Here is a 17,096-nt window from a genome sequence, read left to right as displayed (position 1 = left end):
ACTCCTCGCATGGGTCATGCTGCCACTGGCGGGAGCCGTCGCGGTGGACGCATGGGTCAGCCATCGCGACGCGGCGCGAACCGCCTCGTTGGTGCAGGATCGCCTGTTGCTCGGGTCGGCGCGCGTGGTCGCCGAGCAGTTGCAGTTCGAAGACAGTGTTTTCCAGGAGCGCATCCCGCCTGCCGCTCTGGAGTTGTTTCGCGCCGAAGTGACGGATCGCGTTTACTACCGCTTGACCGGGAATGGTGGGCAACTGCTCAGCGGCTACGACGAACTGGCTGCGCCCGCCGCCACGCTGACGCCGGAGACACCGTTGTATTTCGACACCCGCGTGCGCGATTCGCCAGTGCGCGTGGTGGCGTTCCTGCAGCCGGTGGTCAGCGATGGAGGGCCGCAGGCGGTGCTGGTAGAAATCGCGCAGACGATGAATGGCCATGCGCAGATGACACGCAGCCTCTGGCTCGACGCGATTGCGCAGCAACTGGTCATCCTGGCGTTGGCCAGCGCACTGGTCCTGATTGGATTGCGCCATGGGCTGAAGCCGCTGCTCGGGCTGAGCGCCGCAGTGCGCGCGCGTGATCCCGGGACGCTGGAGCCGCTGGAGATCGAGGCAGTTCCGGTTGAGCTAGCGCCATTGGTGCTGGCCATCAACGAGTACGCGCGGCAGCTCGATCAGTATCTGAGCGCACAACGCATCTTCGTTCAGAACGCCGCGCATCAATTGCGCACGCCTTTGGCACTCCTGAACATCCAACTCAGCTACGCGATACGCTCCGACGATGCGCGGGTGCAGTCGCAGTCGCTGGTGGCGATTCGCCAGACGGTGCACGGGGCGGTGCGCCTGGTCAATCAGATGCTCATGCTCTCGGCGGCCGAGGCGCACCGCGCGGACCGCGAAGCGGACGGCCCCGTCAGCCTCGACGCCGTCGTCCAAGGCGTATTGCAAGACTTGGCCGCACAGGCGCAGGCCAGGGACATCGACTTGGGTTTCGAGATGAATGGCACCGTGCCGGCGAATGTCCAGGGCCACCCGGTGGCGCTGCGCGAGATGGTGGTGAATCTGGTCGACAATGCGATCCGCTACACCCAGCCGGGCGGCGTCGTGACGGCCCGGATCACGGTGCGTGAGCAGAAAATCGAATTGGTCGTGGAAGACAACGGCCCCGGCATTGCCGCCGCGCATCGGGAGCGGATCTTCGAACGCTTCTACAGGATTAATGACCGCGATTCCAGCGGTTGCGGGCTAGGCTTGTCGATCGTGCGCGAGTTCGCGGGCCGCATGGGCGGAAGCATTGAACTGCGGGTGCCCCCAAGTGGCGAGGGCACGGCCATGGTGCTGACCCTGATATGCGCCGCGCCGGCGAGCCACGCTTCCGCACCAGCAAGTGCGGCCAAAGGTACCTGTCCGCCCATCCCCGTTGCTTGACGGGTTCTGGTGCAAATCGGCCCTGAGGTAGGCTGTTGGCCTCTTGAATTGGAGGCGGCTCGATGGCGCAAAGGGTGAAAAGCATGGACGAACTGTTCAAGGGCCGGCACTTCGAGTGCGAGATCATCGTCCTGTGCGTTCGCTGGTACCTGCGATTCAAGCTGAGTCTGCGTGACCTGGTAGAGATGATGGCTGAGCGCGATCTGGCCTTGGCCCACACAACCATCGTGCGATGGGTTCAGCACTTCGTGCCCGAGTTCGAGAAGCGCTGGAATCGATTCGCGCGCAAGGCAGGTCGGTCGTGGCGCGTTGACGAGACCTACGTGAAAATCCGCGGCCGGTGGACCTACCTGTACCGGGCTGTCGATCGAGACGGGCAGACGGTGGACTTCCGTCTGAGCCCCAATCGGGATGTGAAGGCGGCCAAGGCGTTCTTTCGCAAGGCGCTGAAGACGCAAGGGCGACCTCCGGTGCGCATCACGCTGGACGGCTACGCCGCCTCGCATCGCGCGGTGCGGGAGTTGCCCGCGCAGAGCACTTGTTGGAAAGACACGCGGTTGCGATCGTCGCGCTATCTGAACAACATGGTGGAGCGGGACCATCGAGGCGTTAAGTCGCGCATCAAGCCGATGCTGGGCTTCAAGGTCTTCGATCGCGCGGCCGTCACGATCGCCGGCGTCGAACTGCTGCATCGCATCCGCAAAGGCCAGTTCAATCTCGGCAAGCTGCGTCCTCGAGGCCAAGCTGCGCCTGCAGTTTGGAATGCCGTACTTTCTGCCTGAACCGTCCAGGACTCTCGCCGTGTCAAGCGGCCAAGATCAATTTTTGCACCAGAGCCGACGCAAGTCACAGCATGTAGCTCTGCGTTTCTGGACACGATCTACGATGTGGGACACCGGCCAGCTCTGCCAGAGCGGCGGCGAAGTCTCGGACAGCCTCAGGGCAGTTCGGCGCGCGTCGGCATATCGGCCCCCCGGCGGGAGCAGGTGATGGCTGCGGCCTGCGCCGCGAAGCGCAGCAGCGCCTCCAATTGCCTGTCGCCCAGCGCCGTCAGCGTCGCGGGCGTGAGCGCATCGTGTTCGTCGAGCCACGTCAGTAGGGCGGCCTGGAAGGTGTCGCCGGCGCCGACCGTGTCGATCACTTTCACGGGCTCGGACGGCGCGTCGATACGCGCCTTGGCGGTCCAGGCGCTCGAGCCGGCGCCTCCGCGCGTGACGGTCACCAGGGCCGCGCCCTGCATCAGCCATCGCGGCGCCACCTGCTCGGGCGTTTCGTCCGGGTAGAGCAGGGCGAGGTCTTCCTCGCTCACCTTGACCAGGTGCGCCAGCGAGATCATGCCCTCGACCACTTCGCGCCAGCGGGCGATGTCGGGTTCGACATTGAGCCGGACGTTCGGGTCGTAGGCGATCAGGCAAGACGCACGGGCGGCTTGCGCGAGTGCGCGCAGCGTGCTGCCGACCGGCTCGACCACGAGCGCGTAGGAGCCGAGCTGCAGCACGCGCGTGTCCGCCGGCAACGCCGGCAGCGTGTCGGGCGTGAGCTGCCGATCGGCTGCGCCGTTGCCGTGGAAGTCGTAGCGAGGCACGCCGCTGGCGTCGATGCTGACCACGCTGAGCGTGCTCGGCGCGTCGCTGCGCAGCACCAGCGAGGTGTCGACGCCCTCGGCCACAAGCGATGCCAGCAGGCGCTCGCCCAGGGCGTCGGTCGACAGGGCGGAGAGGAAGGCCGCCGGCCGCTTCAGCCGCGCAAGCCCCTGCACCACGTTGAGCGGCGAGCCGCCGATGCGCGCATCGAGCCGCGTGCCGGTGGGCGTGGAATCGCCCAAGTAAACGTCCATCAGGGCTTCACCGCAGACCACGAACATATTGATGTCTCCTTCGGGTTTCCACTACTTAAAGCAACTTGATTTAATTACTCGAACGCAACTATAGTTGCCTCGCCCCCCGTCGCAAAGCCCCCTTGAAGGGCTGGATGGTTTTTTTGTCAACAGGAGACCTACGATGCTGAAGCTCACCCTCGCCACCGCCCTGACCACCGCCGCGCTCGTTGCCTGGGCGCCCGCGCAAGCGGCCGAACCGGTGATCGGCCTGATCACCAAGACCGAGACCAATCCCTTCTTCGTGAAGATGAAGGAAGGCGCCAGCGCCGAGGCCAAGGCCAAGGGCGCCAAGCTGCTGTCGGGCGCCGGCAAGACCGACGGCGACAACGCCGGCCAGGTGGCGGCGATGGAGAACATGATCGCCGCCGGCGCCAAGACTATCCTGATCACGCCGAGCGATGCCAAGGCGATCATCCCGGCCATCAAGAAGGCCCAGGAAAAGGGCGTGATGGTGATCGCGCTCGACAGCCCGACCGATCCGCAGGAGGCGACCGACGCGCTGTTCGCCACCGACAACTACCAGGCCGGCGTGCTGATCGGGCAATACGCCAAGGCCGCGATGGCGGGCAAGCCGGTGAAGATCGCGACCCTCGACCTGTTTCCGGGCCACCCGGTCGGTGCCCAGCGGCACAACGGCTTCCTGCAGGGCTTCGGTCTCAAGAGCAACGACAAGAAGAACAACGAACTCGCCAGGCCGGCCGAGGTGGTCTGCATGGCCGACAGCTTCGGCGACCGCGCCAAGGGCCAGACCGCGATGGAAAACTGCCTGCAGAAGAATCCCGACATCAACCTGGTCTACACCATCAACGAACCGGCCGCCGCGGGCGCCTTCAACGCGCTGCAGAAGGCCGGCAAGGAGAAGGGCGTGATGATCGTCTCGGTCGACGGCGGCTGCGACGGCATCAAGGACGTCGCCGCCGGCAAGATCGCCGCCACCTCGCAGCAGTACCCGCTGAAGATGGCCGCCATGGGCGTCGCGGCCGGCGTCGACTACGCGAGCACCGGCAAGAAGGCCAGCGGCTACACCGACACCGGCGTGACCCTGATCGCCGCCAAGCCGGTCGCCGGCGTGGAAAGCAAGGACACCACGGTCGGCCACGATCTGTGCTGGGGCAAGAAGTAGTTCCGGCCCGCCGACCAGGAAGCATGATGGCCAACTGGAAAGAGAAGCTGCCGCCGATCGGCCAGCTCGGCCCCTTCATCGCGCTGCTGATTGCCTGCATCGCGTTCGGCCTGACCACCGACCACTTCTTCAGCGGCGACAACTTCTCGCTGATCCTGCAGCAGGTGACGGTGGTTGGCGTGATCGCGATCGGCCAGACGTTGATCATCCTGACCGCCGGCATCGACCTGTCGTGCGGGATGATCATGGCGCTCGGCAGCATCGTGATGACCAAGCTGGCCGCCGACATGGGACTGCCGGCGCCGCTGGCGATCCTGGCCGGCATCTGCGTGACGGCACTGTTCGGGCTCGTCAACGGCCTGCTGGTGACGCGCATCAAGCTGCCGCCGTTCATCGTCACGCTGGGCACCTTCAACATCGCGTTCGCCATCACCCAGCTCTACTCGGGTGCGCAGACCGTGACCGAGGTGCCCGACATGATGACCTGGCTCGGCAACACCTTTCCGATAGGCGGCAGCAACGTCGCCTACGGCACGGTGCTGATGATCCTGCTCTACCTCGGCGTCGGCTTCTGGCTGCGCGAGACCGGCGCCGGGCGCCACGTCTATGCGGTCGGCAACAACCCCGAGGCGACGCGGCTGGTCGGCATCCCGCCCGAGAAGGTGCTGCTCGGCGTATATGTGATGGCCGGCGTGTTCTACGGTATCGCCTCGCTGCTGTCGGTGGCGCGCACCGGTGTCGGCGACCCGAACGCCGGGCAGACCGAGAACCTCGACGCGATCACGGCGGTGGTGCTCGGCGGCACCAGCCTGTTCGGCGGCCGCGGCGTGCTGTTCGGCTCGCTGGTCGGCGCGGTGGTGGTCGGCGTGCTGCGCAATGGCCTGACCCTGATGGGCGTGTCGTCGGTGTACCAGGTGCTGATCACCGGCATCCTGGTGATCGTGGCGGTCACGGTCGATCAACTTTCGCGTCGCGGAGGCAGATGATGTCCATCCCACAGATCGTGATGCAGGCCAAGGGCCTGGTGAAGCGCTACGGCCAGGTGACGGCGCTGGACGGTGCCGACTTCGAGCTGCGCGCCGGCGAGATCCTGGCGGTGATCGGCGACAACGGCGCCGGCAAGTCGTCGCTGATCAAGTGCCTGTCGGGTGCCACGATTCCCGATGAAGGCCAGATCCTGCTCGACGGCCAGGTGATCCACTTCAAGGGCCCGATCGATGCGCGCCGGCTCGGCATCGAGACGGTGTACCAGGACCTTGCGGTGGCGCCGGCGATGACCATCGCCGAGAACCTGTTCCTCGGCCGCGAGATCCGCCGCGAGGGCTTCGCCGGCAATGTGCTGCGCATGCTCGACAAGAAGAAGATGCTCGAGCAGAGCGTGGCCCGCATGAACGACCTGAAGGTCGGCATCCGCTCGATGACGCAGGCGGTCGAGACGCTGTCGGGCGGCCAGCGCCAGTGTGTGGCGGTGGCGCGCGCGGCGGCTTTCGCCAGCCACGTGGTGATCCTCGACGAGCCGACCGCGGCGCTCGGCGTGAAGGAGGGAAACATGGTGCTCGAGCTGATCCGCCGGGTGCGCGACAAGGGTCTGCCGGTGGTGCTGATCTCGCACAACATGCCGCACGTGTTCGAGATCGCCGATCGCATTCACGTGGCGCGCCTGGGCAAGCGCGGCGCGGTGCTGAACCCGAAGAAGATCAGCATGAGCGACACCGTGGCGGTGATGACGGGGGCGCTGCCGCCGGAGCAGCTGCCGCCCGACTGCCTGGCGTGATGGAGTCGACCATGCTGAAGAACTTCGATCCTCTTCTCACCCCCGAACTGCTCAAGGTGCTTTGCGAGATGGGCCATGGCGACGAGATCGTGCTGGCCGACGCCAACTTCACCGCCGAGTCGCTGGGACGCGGCAAGCCAATCGTGCGGCTACCCGGCGTGGGCATGCGCGAGGCCTGCGCGGCAGTGCTGTCGGTGCTGCCGCTGGACGCGGCAGTGGCGCATCCGGTCGCGTTCATGCAGGTCAGCGACACGCCCGAGGGCTCTCGAAGCGCCTTGCAGCGCGACGTGATCGCGCGAATGCAGGCGAGCGGCGATGCGAGCAACGCGCAATGCGAGGCCATGGAACGATTCGCCTTCTACGAGCGCGTCTCGCGCGCCTATGCCATCGTGCAGACGGGGGAGATGCAGCCGTTCGCCAATTTCCTGCTCAAGAAAGGCGTGATCGCTCACGACCTGCTGACATGAACACAGCGGAAACCGCCGCGAGGCTGCGGCCGCGTGGCTCCAACAACCTTGGCACGCGCCAGTTCAACGAGCGTGTGGTGCTGCATGCGATCCGCCTGCACGGCGCGCTGCCGAAGGCCGAGATCGCACGGCTGACGAACCTGACCGCGCAGTCGGTGCAGCTCATCATTGCGGGGCTGGAGGCCGAAGGCCTGGTGCTCAAGCACGCACCTTTGCGCGGCAGGATTGGCCAGCCGTCGATACCGATGGCGCTGAACCCGGACGGCGCGTACTCGATCGGCATCAAGATCGGGAGGCGCAGCCTCGATGTGCTGCTGGTCGACTTCGCCGCGCAGGTCCGCGAGCGCCTCACGCTCGACTACCAGTTCCCCGATCCCGACACGCTGTTCGACGAGATCCGCGCGCGCGTGCAGGCGTTGCGCAAGACGCTCGGCCCCAAGCGCGCACCACTTCTGCACGGCGTCGGCGTCGCTGCACCCTTGTCTCTCGGCGGCTGGCGATCGCTGCTCGGCGTTGCGCCGGAGAAGGCCGGCAAATGGAACGCGATCGACATCCGCGCGCAGGTGATGGCGATGACCAAGCTGCCGGTCGAAATGGTCAAGGACACCGCGGCCGCCTGCGTGGCCGAACTGGTGTCCGGGGGCGGACGCAGCATTCGCAGCTTTCTCTATGTCTTCGTCGACACGTTCATCGGCGGCGGGCTGGTCATCGACAGTCGCTTGCGCAGCGGCGGGTCCGGCAACGCGGGCGCCGTGGGGTCGATGCCGCTCGGCCCGGGCCACGCCGACGGCGCCGTGCCGCCCCAGGTCCTCAACGTGGCTTCGCTGTTCACGCTGGAGTCGATGTATGCGCAGGCCGGGCTCGATGCCGGCGCGCTGGCGGACGCGCGCGCGGTCGCGTCTCCCTGGCTTCCTTTGACGCAGGCGTGGCTGTCGCAGTCGACCCCGGCGATCGCGCTGGCGATCAATGGCGCCGCGGCGCTGCTCGACCTCGAAGCCGTGATCATCGACGGATCGTTCAGCCGGGAAATGCTTGCGGCCGTGTTGGCGGAGGTTGGCGTCGCGCTCGATCGTTGCAACTGGGAGGGCGTTTCCCGCCCCTCGGTGCTGGCCGGGACGATCGGCGCCGATGCGGGCGCGATCGGCGGCGCGCTGCTGCCGCTTTACGCGAACTTCGCCCCCGATCGCAACCTGTTTCTCAAACTTGATCGTTGATCCAGCCTCGCTGAGTCGACCTGAATCCGCACCCCTTCGTAGACTCCATGACCACCGACCGCAGGGCGCAGCTTGCGCAGCACTTTCCCGCCCTCGAAGACATCCCGGCCGAACACCGGCTGGCCGAACAGGTGCACCAGCGCCAGTCCCTGATTGCCGGCCAGATGATTGAATGGAGCGGCCTCTGCAAGACCGTGCTGTCGCCCATCTGCACCCGCGATGCAGCTACCGCCGAGGTGCGCCAGGTCGAGATCGGCAGTTACCCGGTGATGGGCGAGGCCGAGAGCGACGCTGCACTCGACGCTGCGGTAGCCGCCTACGCCAACGGCCGCGGCGAATGGCCGACCATGGCCGTAGCCGACCGCATTGCCTGCATGCAGGAGTTCGTACGCCTCATGGCGCAGCAGCGCGAGCTGATCGTGAAGCTGATCATGTGGGAGATCGGCAAGAGCCTGGCCGACTCGCGCAAGGAGTTCGACCGCACCGTCGAGTACATCCAGGCCACCATCGAGGCGCTGAAGGCTCTGGACAACGCAAGCTCGCGTTTCGTCGTCGCCGAGGGCACCATCGGCCAGATCCGGCGCACGCCGCTCGGCGTGGTCTTGTGCATGGGCCCGTACAACTACCCGCTGAACGAGACCTTCGCGACGCTGATCCCGGCTCTGCTGATGGGCAACACGGTGGTGTTCAAGCCGCCGCAGTACGGCACGCTGCTGTTCCATCCGCTGCTCGATGCTTTTCGCTCGGCCTTCCCCGCGGGCGTGATCAACACCATCTACGCGCCCGGCGCGGTTGTGGTGCCGCGCCTGCTGGCCTCCGGCAAGGTCAATGTGCTGGCGCTGATCGGCTCGAGCAAGGTGGCCGACCACCTGAAGAAGCAGCATCCCAAGTCGCATCGCCTGCGCGCCATCCTCGGGCTCGATGCCAAGAACGCCGCGATCATCCTGCCCGACGCCGACATCGAGCTCACGGTCAAGGAGTGCCTGCTCGGCGCGCTGTCGTTCAACGGCCAGCGCTGCACCGCGCTCAAGATGCTGATCGTCCACCGCTCCATCGCCGATCGTTTCTTGAAGCGCTTCACCGAGGAACTCGCCAAGCTCAAGGTCGGCATGCCGTGGGAGAGCGGTGTGAGCATCACGCCGTTGCCCGGCCTGCACCGCACGGCCTACATGACCGAGGCGCTCGAGAATGCCTGCGCGAAGGGCGCGCGGATCGTCAACGAGGGCGGCGGCGAGTTCTGCCAGACGCTGTTCTACCCGGCCGTGGTGTATCCGGTGAGCGAGGGCATGAAGCTCTACCGCGAGGAGCAATTCGGCCCGCTGGTGCCGGTGATGCCCTTCGAGGACATCGAGTCCGCGCTCGACTACGTCATCACCTCGGACCATGGCCAGCAGGTCAGCATCTTCGGCGCCGATGCCGGCCAGATCGGCGCGCTCGTCGACCCGCTGGTCAACCAGGTCTGTCGCGTCAACATCAACTGCCAGTGCCAGCGCGGTCCCGACGTCTTTCCGTTTGCCGGCCGCAAGGATTCGGCCGAAGGCACGCTGTCGGTGACGGACGCGTTGCGGGCCTTCTCGATTCGCTCCATGGTGGCGGCGAAGCAGACCGAGGCGAGCAAGCAGCTGCTCAACGCCATCGTGCAGGACCACCAGTCGAGGTTCATCAACACTGGTTTCATTCTCTGAATACAGACCATGCACCGACAACGCCATGCCAAGATCGTCGCCACGCTCGGGCCGGCCAGCTCCGACGCCGAGACCATTCGGGCGCTCTTCGGCGCCGACGCGGACGTGTTCCGCTTCAACTTCAGCCACGGCAGCCATGAGCAACACCGCGAACGCCACGACATCGAGCAGGATAGCGATGGGCCGCCCGGGTCCTGCTCGATGCGCCGCACGACACCACGGTCAGTGCCGGCGGCGTCCTGTCGGAGCGCAAAGGGGTCAATGTGCCAGAGGTCCTGCTGCCGATTCCGGCGCTGACCGCCAAGGACCGCAGCGACCTCGACGCGGGGCTGCAGCTCGGTGTCGACCGGGTGGCGCTGCCGCTCGGACCGCGTCGCCAAGTACAACCGCCTGCTCGTGATCGAGCAGGAACGGGCTGCCGATGCCGTCTACGCGACCGCGACGCATTCCCGTTGTTGCGCGGCTGAGGCCGGAACCTGCTTTATGAAGGAGCCTTCGATGAGTCTTCATCCAGTGCTTGCCGCGGTCACAGACCGCATCGGCGACCGCAGCGCGACGCCGCGCGCGGCCTACCTTGCCCGCCTCGAACAGGCCCGCTCCAAGGGACCGACCCGGCAGGCCCTCGGCTGCACGAACCTGGCCCACGGCTTCGCCGCGGCGCCGGCCGTCGACAAGATCATGCTGCGTGAATTGCGCCAGCCCAATATCGCGATCGTCTCGTCTTACAACGACATGCTGTCGGCGCACCAGCCATTCGAGCGCTTCCCGGCCCTCATCAAGCAGGCGGCGCGCGAGGTGGGCGCCACCGCGCAATTCGCCGGCGGCGTGCCGGCGATGTGCGACGGCGTCACGCAGGGCGAGCCCGGCATGGAGCTGTCGCTCTTCAGCCGCGACGTGATCGCGATGGCCACCGCGGTGGCGCTTTCGCACAACATGTTCGATGCCGCGCTGTGCCTGGGCATCTGCGACAAGATCGTCCCCGGCCTCCTGATCGGCGCGCTGCAGTTCGGCCACCTGCCGACGATCTTCGTTCCCGGCGGTCCGATGCCTTCGGGCATTTCCAACGACGAGAAGGCGCGCGTTCGGCAGCGTTTCGCCAAGGGCGAAGTCGGCCGCGACGCCTTGCTCGAATCCGAAGAAAAGTCCTACCACGGCGCGGGCACCTGCACCTTCTATGGCACGGCCAACAGCAACCAGATGCTGATGGAAGTGATGGGGCTGCACCTGCCGGGCGCGGCTTTCGTCAATCCAGGCACGCCGCTGCGCGACACGCTGACTGCGGCGGCCGCGCACCGGGCGGTCGAAATCACGGCCGCGGGCGGCGAGTACACGCCCGTCGGCCGAGTGGTCGACGAGCGTGCGATCGCCAATGCCATCGTCGGCCTGCTGGCCACGGGCGGCTCGACCAACCACACGATCCACCTCGTCGCGATCGCGCGTGCCGCCGGCATCCGCATCAACTGGGACGACTTCCGCGACCTGTCCAAGGCGGTGCCGTTGCTGGCGCGCGTCTACCCGAACGGCAAGGCCGACGTCAACCAGTTCCATGCCGCCGGCGGCATGGGCTACGTGATCGGCGAGCTGCTGGACGCGGGATTGCTGCACGGCGATACGCTGACGGTGGCCGGCGCCGGCGGACTTGCCCGCTACCGCCGGCAACCGGCCCTGGACGATGGCGGCCGGCTGGCCTGGCGCGACACGCCGCGCGCCAGCGCAGATGCCGCCATCCTGGCGCCGGTATCGACGCCCTTCAGCGCCGACGGCGGGTTGAAACTGCTCACCGGCAATCTCGGGCGCGCGATCATCAAGACTTCGGCTGTCAAGCCCGAGCACCGCGTGGTGCAGGCGCCGGCGATGGTGTTCGATACACAGGAGGCGGTGATCGCTGCCTTCGATCGCGGCGAACTGCAGCGCGACCTGATCGCCGTGGTGCGCTTCCAGGGACCGCGCGCCAATGGCATGCCCGAGCTGCACAAGCTCACGCCGATCCTGGGCGTGCTGCAGGACCGGGGCTTCCGTGTCGCGCTGGTCACCGATGGGCGAATGTCCGGCGCTTCCGGCAAGGTGCCGGCGGCGATCCACGTCACGCCCGAATGCCTGGCCGGCGGGCCGTTCGCCTTGGTGCGCGACGGCGACCCGATCGTGCTGGACAGCGAGCGCGGCGTGCTCGAGGCCCGTGTCGACGCCGCCGAGTGGCGGTCGCGCCAGCCGGCGGTCGCGGACCTTGGCGAGTCGCGCCACGGCATGGGCCGCGAACTGTTCGCGGTATTTCGGGCCAACGCGCTCAGCGCGGAGGAGGGCGCCATTACCTTCCACGCGGCCGAGCCGGGCGCGCCGAGCCATGCGGCGCCTGTGGCGCCCGTCCACGAGCATTTCGTCTTCACCCAGGGGGCCACGACATGAACATCCTGCAGATCATGCGCACCGGGCCGGTGATTCCGGTCATCGTCATCAACCGGCTCGAGGATGCAGTACCGCTGGCACGCGCGCTGGTGGCTGGCGGCGTTCGCGTGCTCGAACTGACCCTGCGCACGCCGGTGGCGTTGAAGGCGATCGAGGCCATCGCCAACGAGGTCGAAGGCGCGATGATCGGCGTTGGAACGATCACCCGGCCGGAGGACTTCGACGCGTCGGTCAAGGCCGGTGCGTTGTTCGGCGTCAGTCCTGGCCTGACGCCGGAGCTGATTGCGGCGTCCAAGGACAGTTCGCTGCCCCTGCTGCCCGGCGTGATGACGCCGTCGGACGTGATCACCGCGCGCGCGGCGGGCTTCACGCAGCTCAAGCTCTTTCCGGCGCAGCAGGCAGGCGGCGTGGGCATGCTGAAGGCCCTGGGCGGTCCCTTTCCCGATCTGGCGTTCTGCCCGACCGGCGGCATCAGCCTCGCCACGGCGCCGGAGTTCCTGGCCCTGCCCAACGTCGCCTGCGTCGGCGGCTCCTGGCTGACGCCGGGCGACGCGATCGCCTCTCGCGACTGGGGCCGCATCGCCGCGTTGGCCCGGGGCACCGTGAGTCTCGGCCAGGCCGCCTGAACCCCCGACCGGCGACCTGACTTCGCACGCATCCGCGACGCAACCCAGGATTCTTCAATGCCCAAAGTCAATTCATTCGATCTGCTCCTGTTCGGCGGGACCGGCGACCTCGCCATGCGCAAGCTGCTGCCCGCCCTGTACTTCCGCCACCGGGATGGCGACCTGCCGCCGCATGGCCGGATCCTGGGCCTGGCGCGGGAAAAACTCGGCCGCGCCGCCTTCATCGCCAAAGTGGAGAGGAGCTTCGCCAGCTTCGTGGCAGCCGCGGACATGGACCAGGCGACGTTCGCGACATTTGTCGAGCGCCTCGACTACGCCAAGGTGGAGGCGAACACGCCCGAGGATTTCACGGCGCTGGCTCAGGTACTGATGGACTCGCCAGCGGAGGTGCGGGTTTTCTTCCTCTCCACCGCACCGGACTTCTTTGCACCGATTTGCAAGAACCTGGCGGCGGCCGGGCTGGCCACCGCGAACTCGCGTGTCGTGCTGGAGAAGCCCCTCGGGCGCGATCTGGCCTCGGCGCAGAAGATCAACGCGGATGTCGGCAGCGTCTTCGCCGAGCCGCAGATCTTTCGCATCGACCACTACCTGGGCAAGGAGCCGGTTCAGAACCTGCTCGCGCTGCGATTCGCCAATGCACTGCTGGAACCGCTGTGGAACCGGACTTGGGTGCGCAACGTGCAGATCACGATTGCCGAGCAGGTGGGCGTCGAAACGCGCGGCGAGTTCTACGACCGCACCGGCGCGTTGCGCGACATGGTGCAAAACCATCTGCTGCAGTTGCTGTGCATCGTGGCGATGGAGCCGCCGACCTCCATTCATCCGGATGCGGTACGCGACGAGAAGCTCAAGGTGCTGCGTGCGCTGACGCCTTTCACGCAGTCCGACGTGGGCGCGCGCACCGTTCGCGGCCAGTACCGCGCCGGCACCATCAATGGCCAGGCCGTGCCGGGCTATCTCGAGGAAGTCGGCATTCCGCCCGAGACCTCCACCGAGACCTACGTGGCGATCCGCGCGGAGCTCGAAAGCTGGCGCTGGTCGGGCGTGCCGTTCTACCTGCGCACCGGCAAGCGCATGGCCGCGCGCGCGGCCGAGATCGTGGTGAACTTTCATTCGGTGCCGCATTCGATCTTTCCGTCGATCGGCAACGACTCGATGGGCAATCGACTGGTCATCCAGCTCCAGCCGGAAGAAGGACTCGAGCTGTTCATGATGGCCAAGGTCCCCGGCGACACCATGAACCTCCGGCCGGTCGGCTTGAACCTGGACTTCGCGGAGCAATTCAAGCAGCGTCCGATGGAGGCCTACGAGCGCCTGCTGCTGGACGCGATCCGGGGCAACCTGACGCTGTTCATGCGCCGCGACGAACTCGACGCCGCCTGGCGATGGTGCGAGCCGATCCTCGATGGCTGGCGGGCCTCCGGTGAAACGCCCCGGCCTTACAGCGCCGGGTCGTGGGGGCCTGCCGCTTCCAGTGCCTTGGTCGGACGCGACGGTGCTTCATGGCGGGAGGAGTCGTAGCGCGTGTGCACCTGGGGGGCTTTGGTGCAAAAATTGATCTTGGCCGCTTGACACGGCGAGAGTCCTGGACTTGGTGTCAAAGACCATGCGCACCGCGCGATCCATGACCTCGGAGGAAAACTTCGGGGACTTCCTCATGATGACTCCATTCTCAATCGAGGGAGCCTCCTCAAAGCCGGTGCGGTTCACTACAAGGTGTACGGCACCAGCAGACGTGGAGGCCAGGCGAGCCGACGATCGACCTTCTCGTCAACAACGCCGGCTTCGGGGTCGCTCCAGCCGGTGCGGAAGAGAGTTCGATCGAGCAGGCCCAGTCGGTCTTCGATACGAACTTCTTCGGGATGGTCCGGATGAGCCGGGCCGTCGTGCCACATATGCGCCGCCAAAGGGGCGGGCGCATCATCAACATTGGCTCCGTGCTGGGTTTCCGACCACCGAGACGCGAATGCCCATCGTGCGAAGCTCATGGTCGAGCGATTCCGAATAGCCCGCGACCGCATGCTTGGTGGCGGAATACAGCGCCATGTAGGGCATTGGCAGGATGCTCCCCTTGAGGTGTATCGCGAAATCCGAACGGGCGTGGAGAAGCGAGTCAAGGAAGTGCTGGTGGGCGCTGATGGTCCCGACGTCGTTGCCGACATCGTGTTGAAGGCGGCCACGGCGGTTCATCCAAAAATCCACTACGCCCCCGGGCTTGCCAGCCGCATGCGCCTGCTGCGCAGGTTTGCCCCCGCCAGGGTGCTCGACGCGGGGGTTCGAAAAGACCTGCGGCTCGAAGCGTAGGCGGCCGGCCGATCCGCAGAGCCTTGGCGCCAAGTACGACAAACAAGGAAGAACCATGAAAGCATTTGTTCTTGATCGATACGGCAAAAAGGGTGCGCTGCGGTCGGCAGATATGCCAACCCCGGAATTGCGCGATGACGAGGTCCTGGTCCAGGTCCACGCCGCTGGCGTGAACCTGCTGGACTCCAAGATCCGGGACGGGGAGTTCAAGCTCATCCTGCCCTATCGCCTGCCTCTCATCCTGGGCCACGATGTGGCGGGCATCGTGGTCAAGGTCGGCCCGCGCGTGCGGCAGTTCAAGCTGGGCGATGAGGTCTATGCGCGGGCAGATGATTTTCGGATCGGCACGTTCGCTGAATTCGTCCCCGTCAAGGAAGCTTCGCTGGCGCTCAAGCCCAAGGGCCTCACGATGGAAGAAGCCACGTCCATTCCTCTGGTGGCATTGACGGCTTGGCAGGCGCTGGTCGAGAAGGCCGATTTGAAGAAGGGGCAGAAGGTCTTCATTCAGGCGGGCTCCGGCGGCGTAGGTACTTTTGCCATTCAGCTGGCCAAGCATCTGGGCGCAGCAGTCGCCACGACGACGAGCACGACCAATGTCGCGCTCGTGAAGAGTCTGGGCGCAGACATCGTCATCGACTACAAGACGCAGGACTTCGAGGATGTCTTGCACGACTACGACGTGGTCCTGAACAGCCAGGACGGCAAGACGCTCGAAAAATCCCTACGCGTGCTCAAGAGCGGCGGGAAGATCATCTCCATCTCCGGACCTCCCGATCCCGAATTCGGCAAGGAAATCGGGGCACCCGGGTTCGTGAAACTGGTCATACGGCTGCTGAGTTCAGGAATCAGACGAAAGGCGAAGAGCCGCGGGGTCAGCTTCTCGTTTCTTTTCATGACGGCGAACGGGAGCCAACTGCGCGAGATTACCCGTCTCTTCGATGCTGGCGTCATCCGCCCCGTGATGGATCGGGTCTTCCCGTTCGAATCAACCAACGAGGCCATGGCCTTCGTCGAAGCAGGCCGCGCAAAGGGCAAGGTCGTCGTCAAGGTGAGATAGAGGCGGTCAGCAACCAAACGCGCTTAGTGACCGAGGGGCAGAGGGATCGACCGCCGACCCGGTCGGCGCAAAAAGTCGAATCGCGACAGCTTCCCTGAATAACGTTGATCCGCGCCGAAACGCTAGTCGGAATAATTGACTCCGCAGTACGGCTAAGCCCCTTCCGCTGTCGCGTCCCAATCGTCGAGCGCCTGCTCGGCCATTGAAATCCACTGCGCGACGGGGCGAGAGGTGTCGCGCCCCTCGAGAAACGACGTGAGGAAGGCCACAATGATTGCGGCCTCGCTTCGCTCGATCGGCGTGCGGCGTCGCTGCGCGACCTTGCGCATGCGTCCCAGCAAGTGCTCCAGGCGTGCGCGTTGTTCCAGTGTCATCATCGCGCGAAGAGTAGTGAGGCTGCGTTGACCACACCCTGACCAGCGCGCTGGCCCGTGTCGATCGCTTCTTCGCGTCGCGCGCCTTGGTGACTTCTGTGTTCCCGCACCTTGCAGGAACGTCTTGAGCGCCTGGCAAAGCTGGAGGCTGATCACGTTGCAGGCCGCTCGGTGCTCGATGTCGAACTGCACCTTCACATCAACGCCCTGGTCGCTCACGGCGCCTATCTGCCGCTCGAGGCCCCGCCGCGCCAGCTCATCGCCGAGCTCTCCGACCAGTTCGGACTGAGACTGGGCCGTGCCGGCTGCGCAGTCCATGTCGATCGCCGGCAGCGGCCCGCCGGTCGCTATGGCTCCATCGGCTGTTTCTATTTGACATGCTCCAGGTCTTCGCCACGTCTTGCCAATGTTGGAGCCGGTGCGCAGGGCATGTCCAGCGATTCAATGACCCGCAACACGGCAGCAGCTCGCGCATCCCCGGGCGCCCAAGTCGGCAGCCGCCGACGTCGGCCAGACGATGGTCATCGCGGTCGCGCCGGAGCGCAACTGGATCTGGAGTGGGGCCGCGTTCGGAGATGGGGATACCGAGGGCAAGCGCGACCAGTACGAACTCCCCGGTAGCTGCCGCAAGCGCGGGCCGTGCCTCGCGTGCCGGACGCCATCCCCGGCGCACCGCGTTGGGGCGTTGATGCCGTTCGACATCGCTACTTGGCTGCCTACGCGCCCAGGACGTCGCATTCCGCCATTACCTTCGCCCGAAGCTC

The 17,096-nt window shown here is 66.1% G+C and carries 14 protein-coding genes and 4 pseudogenes; 15 read left to right on the top strand and 3 right to left on the bottom strand.

The features are described from left to right. Window positions 1-16 precede the first annotated feature (16 nt). Both E5P2_RS34140 and E5P2_RS34135 read left to right on the top strand, forming a co-directional pair. Window positions 17-1,426, top strand: a complete 1,410-nt coding sequence (locus E5P2_RS34140; protein WP_232080991.1) for a sensor histidine kinase — start codon at window positions 17-19, stop codon at window positions 1,424-1,426. A gap of 62 nt (window positions 1,427-1,488) precedes the next feature. Next, window positions 1,489-2,208, top strand: a complete 720-nt coding sequence (locus E5P2_RS34135; RefSeq protein ID WP_162571491.1) for an IS6 family transposase — start codon at window positions 1,489-1,491, stop codon at window positions 2,206-2,208. A 155-nt stretch (window positions 2,209-2,363) separates the two neighbouring features. Here E5P2_RS34135 and E5P2_RS34130 read toward each other — a convergent pair whose 3' ends face one another. Beyond that, window positions 2,364-3,290, bottom strand: coding sequence for a carbohydrate kinase family protein (locus E5P2_RS34130; protein WP_162571490.1), 927 nt, complete (start codon window positions 3,288-3,290; stop codon window positions 2,364-2,366). Window positions 3,291-3,426: 136 nt separating this feature from the next. On the opposite strand from E5P2_RS34130, the gene E5P2_RS34125 reads away from it, so the two are divergent. The 12 genes and pseudogenes from E5P2_RS34125 to E5P2_RS38450 all read left to right on the top strand — a co-directional run. After that, window positions 3,427-4,428: a sugar ABC transporter substrate-binding protein gene (locus E5P2_RS34125; RefSeq protein WP_162571489.1), complete on the top strand. Its 1,002-nt coding sequence runs from the start codon at window positions 3,427-3,429 to the stop codon at window positions 4,426-4,428. A gap of 26 nt (window positions 4,429-4,454) precedes the next feature. Continuing rightward, complete coding sequence (locus E5P2_RS34120; RefSeq protein WP_162571488.1) at window positions 4,455-5,414, top strand: ABC transporter permease; 960 nt, start codon at window positions 4,455-4,457, stop codon at window positions 5,412-5,414. Continuing rightward, window positions 5,411-6,202 (top strand): ATP-binding cassette domain-containing protein, encoded by a 792-nt coding sequence (locus tag E5P2_RS34115; RefSeq protein ID WP_162571487.1) that lies wholly within the window; start codon window positions 5,411-5,413, stop codon window positions 6,200-6,202. Before E5P2_RS34120 ends, E5P2_RS34115 begins: the two co-directional genes overlap by 4 nt. Before the next feature lie 11 nt (window positions 6,203-6,213). Beyond that, window positions 6,214-6,669 (top strand): RbsD/FucU family protein, encoded by a 456-nt coding sequence (locus tag E5P2_RS34110; RefSeq protein WP_162571486.1) that lies wholly within the window; start codon window positions 6,214-6,216, stop codon window positions 6,667-6,669. Then, on the top strand, window positions 6,666-7,883 hold the full coding sequence (locus E5P2_RS34105) for an ROK family transcriptional regulator (protein ID WP_162571485.1): 1,218 nt from the start codon (window positions 6,666-6,668) through the stop codon (window positions 7,881-7,883). The genes E5P2_RS34110 and E5P2_RS34105 overlap by 4 nt, the downstream gene beginning before the upstream one ends. Window positions 7,884-7,930: 47 nt before the next feature. Then, window positions 7,931-9,568, top strand: coding sequence for an NADP-dependent glyceraldehyde-3-phosphate dehydrogenase (locus E5P2_RS34100; protein ID WP_162571484.1), 1,638 nt, complete (start codon window positions 7,931-7,933; stop codon window positions 9,566-9,568). Between the two features lie 9 nt (window positions 9,569-9,577). Further along, a pseudogene (locus E5P2_RS34095) lies at window positions 9,578-9,927 on the top strand (pyruvate kinase); the annotation flags it as partial. Further along, window positions 9,908-9,958 (top strand): annotated as a pseudogene (locus E5P2_RS38455) (hypothetical protein); the annotation flags it as partial. The pseudogenes E5P2_RS34095 and E5P2_RS38455, both read left to right, overlap by 20 nt. A gap of 108 nt (window positions 9,959-10,066) precedes the next feature. Then, window positions 10,067-11,971, top strand: coding sequence for a phosphogluconate dehydratase (gene edd / locus E5P2_RS34090; protein WP_162571483.1), 1,905 nt, complete (start codon window positions 10,067-10,069; stop codon window positions 11,969-11,971). After that, window positions 11,968-12,597, top strand: a complete 630-nt coding sequence (gene eda / locus E5P2_RS34085) for a bifunctional 4-hydroxy-2-oxoglutarate aldolase/2-dehydro-3-deoxy-phosphogluconate aldolase (RefSeq protein ID WP_162571482.1) — start codon at window positions 11,968-11,970, stop codon at window positions 12,595-12,597. The genes edd and eda overlap by 4 nt, the downstream gene beginning before the upstream one ends. Window positions 12,598-12,654: 57 nt before the next feature. Next, window positions 12,655-14,118 (top strand): glucose-6-phosphate dehydrogenase, encoded by a 1,464-nt coding sequence (gene zwf, locus E5P2_RS34080; protein WP_162571481.1) that lies wholly within the window; start codon window positions 12,655-12,657, stop codon window positions 14,116-14,118. A 236-nt stretch (window positions 14,119-14,354) separates the two neighbouring features. Further along, a pseudogene (locus tag E5P2_RS38450) lies at window positions 14,355-14,495 on the top strand (SDR family NAD(P)-dependent oxidoreductase); the annotation flags it as partial. A 52-nt stretch (window positions 14,496-14,547) separates the two neighbouring features. Here E5P2_RS38450 and E5P2_RS34070 read toward each other — a convergent pair. Beyond that, a pseudogene (locus E5P2_RS34070) lies at window positions 14,548-14,658 on the bottom strand (SDR family NAD(P)-dependent oxidoreductase); the annotation flags it as partial. Between the two features lie 298 nt (window positions 14,659-14,956). Here E5P2_RS34070 and E5P2_RS34060 point away from each other — a divergent pair. Next, complete coding sequence (locus tag E5P2_RS34060) at window positions 14,957-15,958, top strand: NADP-dependent oxidoreductase (RefSeq protein WP_162571480.1); 1,002 nt, start codon at window positions 14,957-14,959, stop codon at window positions 15,956-15,958. A gap of 152 nt (window positions 15,959-16,110) precedes the next feature. On the opposite strand, the gene E5P2_RS34055 is transcribed toward E5P2_RS34060, so the two are convergent. Further along, window positions 16,111-16,650 (bottom strand): hypothetical protein, encoded by a 540-nt coding sequence (locus E5P2_RS34055; protein ID WP_162571479.1) that lies wholly within the window; start codon window positions 16,648-16,650, stop codon window positions 16,111-16,113. Between the last annotated feature and the right edge of the window lie 446 nt (window positions 16,651-17,096).

It is taken from the genome of Variovorax sp. SRS16 (assembly GCF_901827165.1).
Lineage (GTDB): Bacteria > Pseudomonadota > Gammaproteobacteria > Burkholderiales > Burkholderiaceae_C > Variovorax.
Note: the sequence above shows the minus strand (reverse complement) of the source record. Positions and strands in the feature narration are given on the sequence as shown.

Excerpts from the sequence above, each read along its gene's own strand:
- E5P2_RS34135 (WP_162571491.1), top strand. The coding sequence starts at position 1,489 with ATGGCGCAAAGGGTGAAAAGCATGGACGAACTGTTCAAGGGCCGGCAC.
- E5P2_RS34055 (WP_162571479.1), bottom strand. The coding sequence starts at position 16,650 with ATGGACTGCGCAGCCGGCACGGCCCAGTCTCAGTCCGAACTGGTCGGA.
- E5P2_RS34105 (WP_162571485.1), top strand. The coding sequence starts at position 6,666 with ATGAACACAGCGGAAACCGCCGCGAGGCTGCGGCCGCGTGGCTCCAAC.
- zwf (WP_162571481.1), top strand. The coding sequence starts at position 12,655 with ATGCCCAAAGTCAATTCATTCGATCTGCTCCTGTTCGGCGGGACCGGC.
- E5P2_RS34100 (WP_162571484.1), top strand. The coding sequence starts at position 7,931 with ATGACCACCGACCGCAGGGCGCAGCTTGCGCAGCACTTTCCCGCCCTC.
- edd (WP_162571483.1), top strand. The coding sequence starts at position 10,067 with ATGAGTCTTCATCCAGTGCTTGCCGCGGTCACAGACCGCATCGGCGAC.
- E5P2_RS34140 (WP_232080991.1), top strand. The coding sequence starts at position 17 with ATGCTGCCACTGGCGGGAGCCGTCGCGGTGGACGCATGGGTCAGCCAT.
- E5P2_RS34130 (WP_162571490.1), bottom strand. The coding sequence starts at position 3,290 with ATGTTCGTGGTCTGCGGTGAAGCCCTGATGGACGTTTACTTGGGCGAT.
- E5P2_RS34125 (WP_162571489.1), top strand. The coding sequence starts at position 3,427 with ATGCTGAAGCTCACCCTCGCCACCGCCCTGACCACCGCCGCGCTCGTT.
- E5P2_RS34115 (WP_162571487.1), top strand. The coding sequence starts at position 5,411 with ATGATGTCCATCCCACAGATCGTGATGCAGGCCAAGGGCCTGGTGAAG.
- eda (WP_162571482.1), top strand. The coding sequence starts at position 11,968 with ATGAACATCCTGCAGATCATGCGCACCGGGCCGGTGATTCCGGTCATC.
- E5P2_RS34060 (WP_162571480.1), top strand. The coding sequence starts at position 14,957 with ATGAAAGCATTTGTTCTTGATCGATACGGCAAAAAGGGTGCGCTGCGG.
- E5P2_RS34110 (WP_162571486.1), top strand. The coding sequence starts at position 6,214 with ATGCTGAAGAACTTCGATCCTCTTCTCACCCCCGAACTGCTCAAGGTG.
- E5P2_RS34120 (WP_162571488.1), top strand. The coding sequence starts at position 4,455 with ATGGCCAACTGGAAAGAGAAGCTGCCGCCGATCGGCCAGCTCGGCCCC.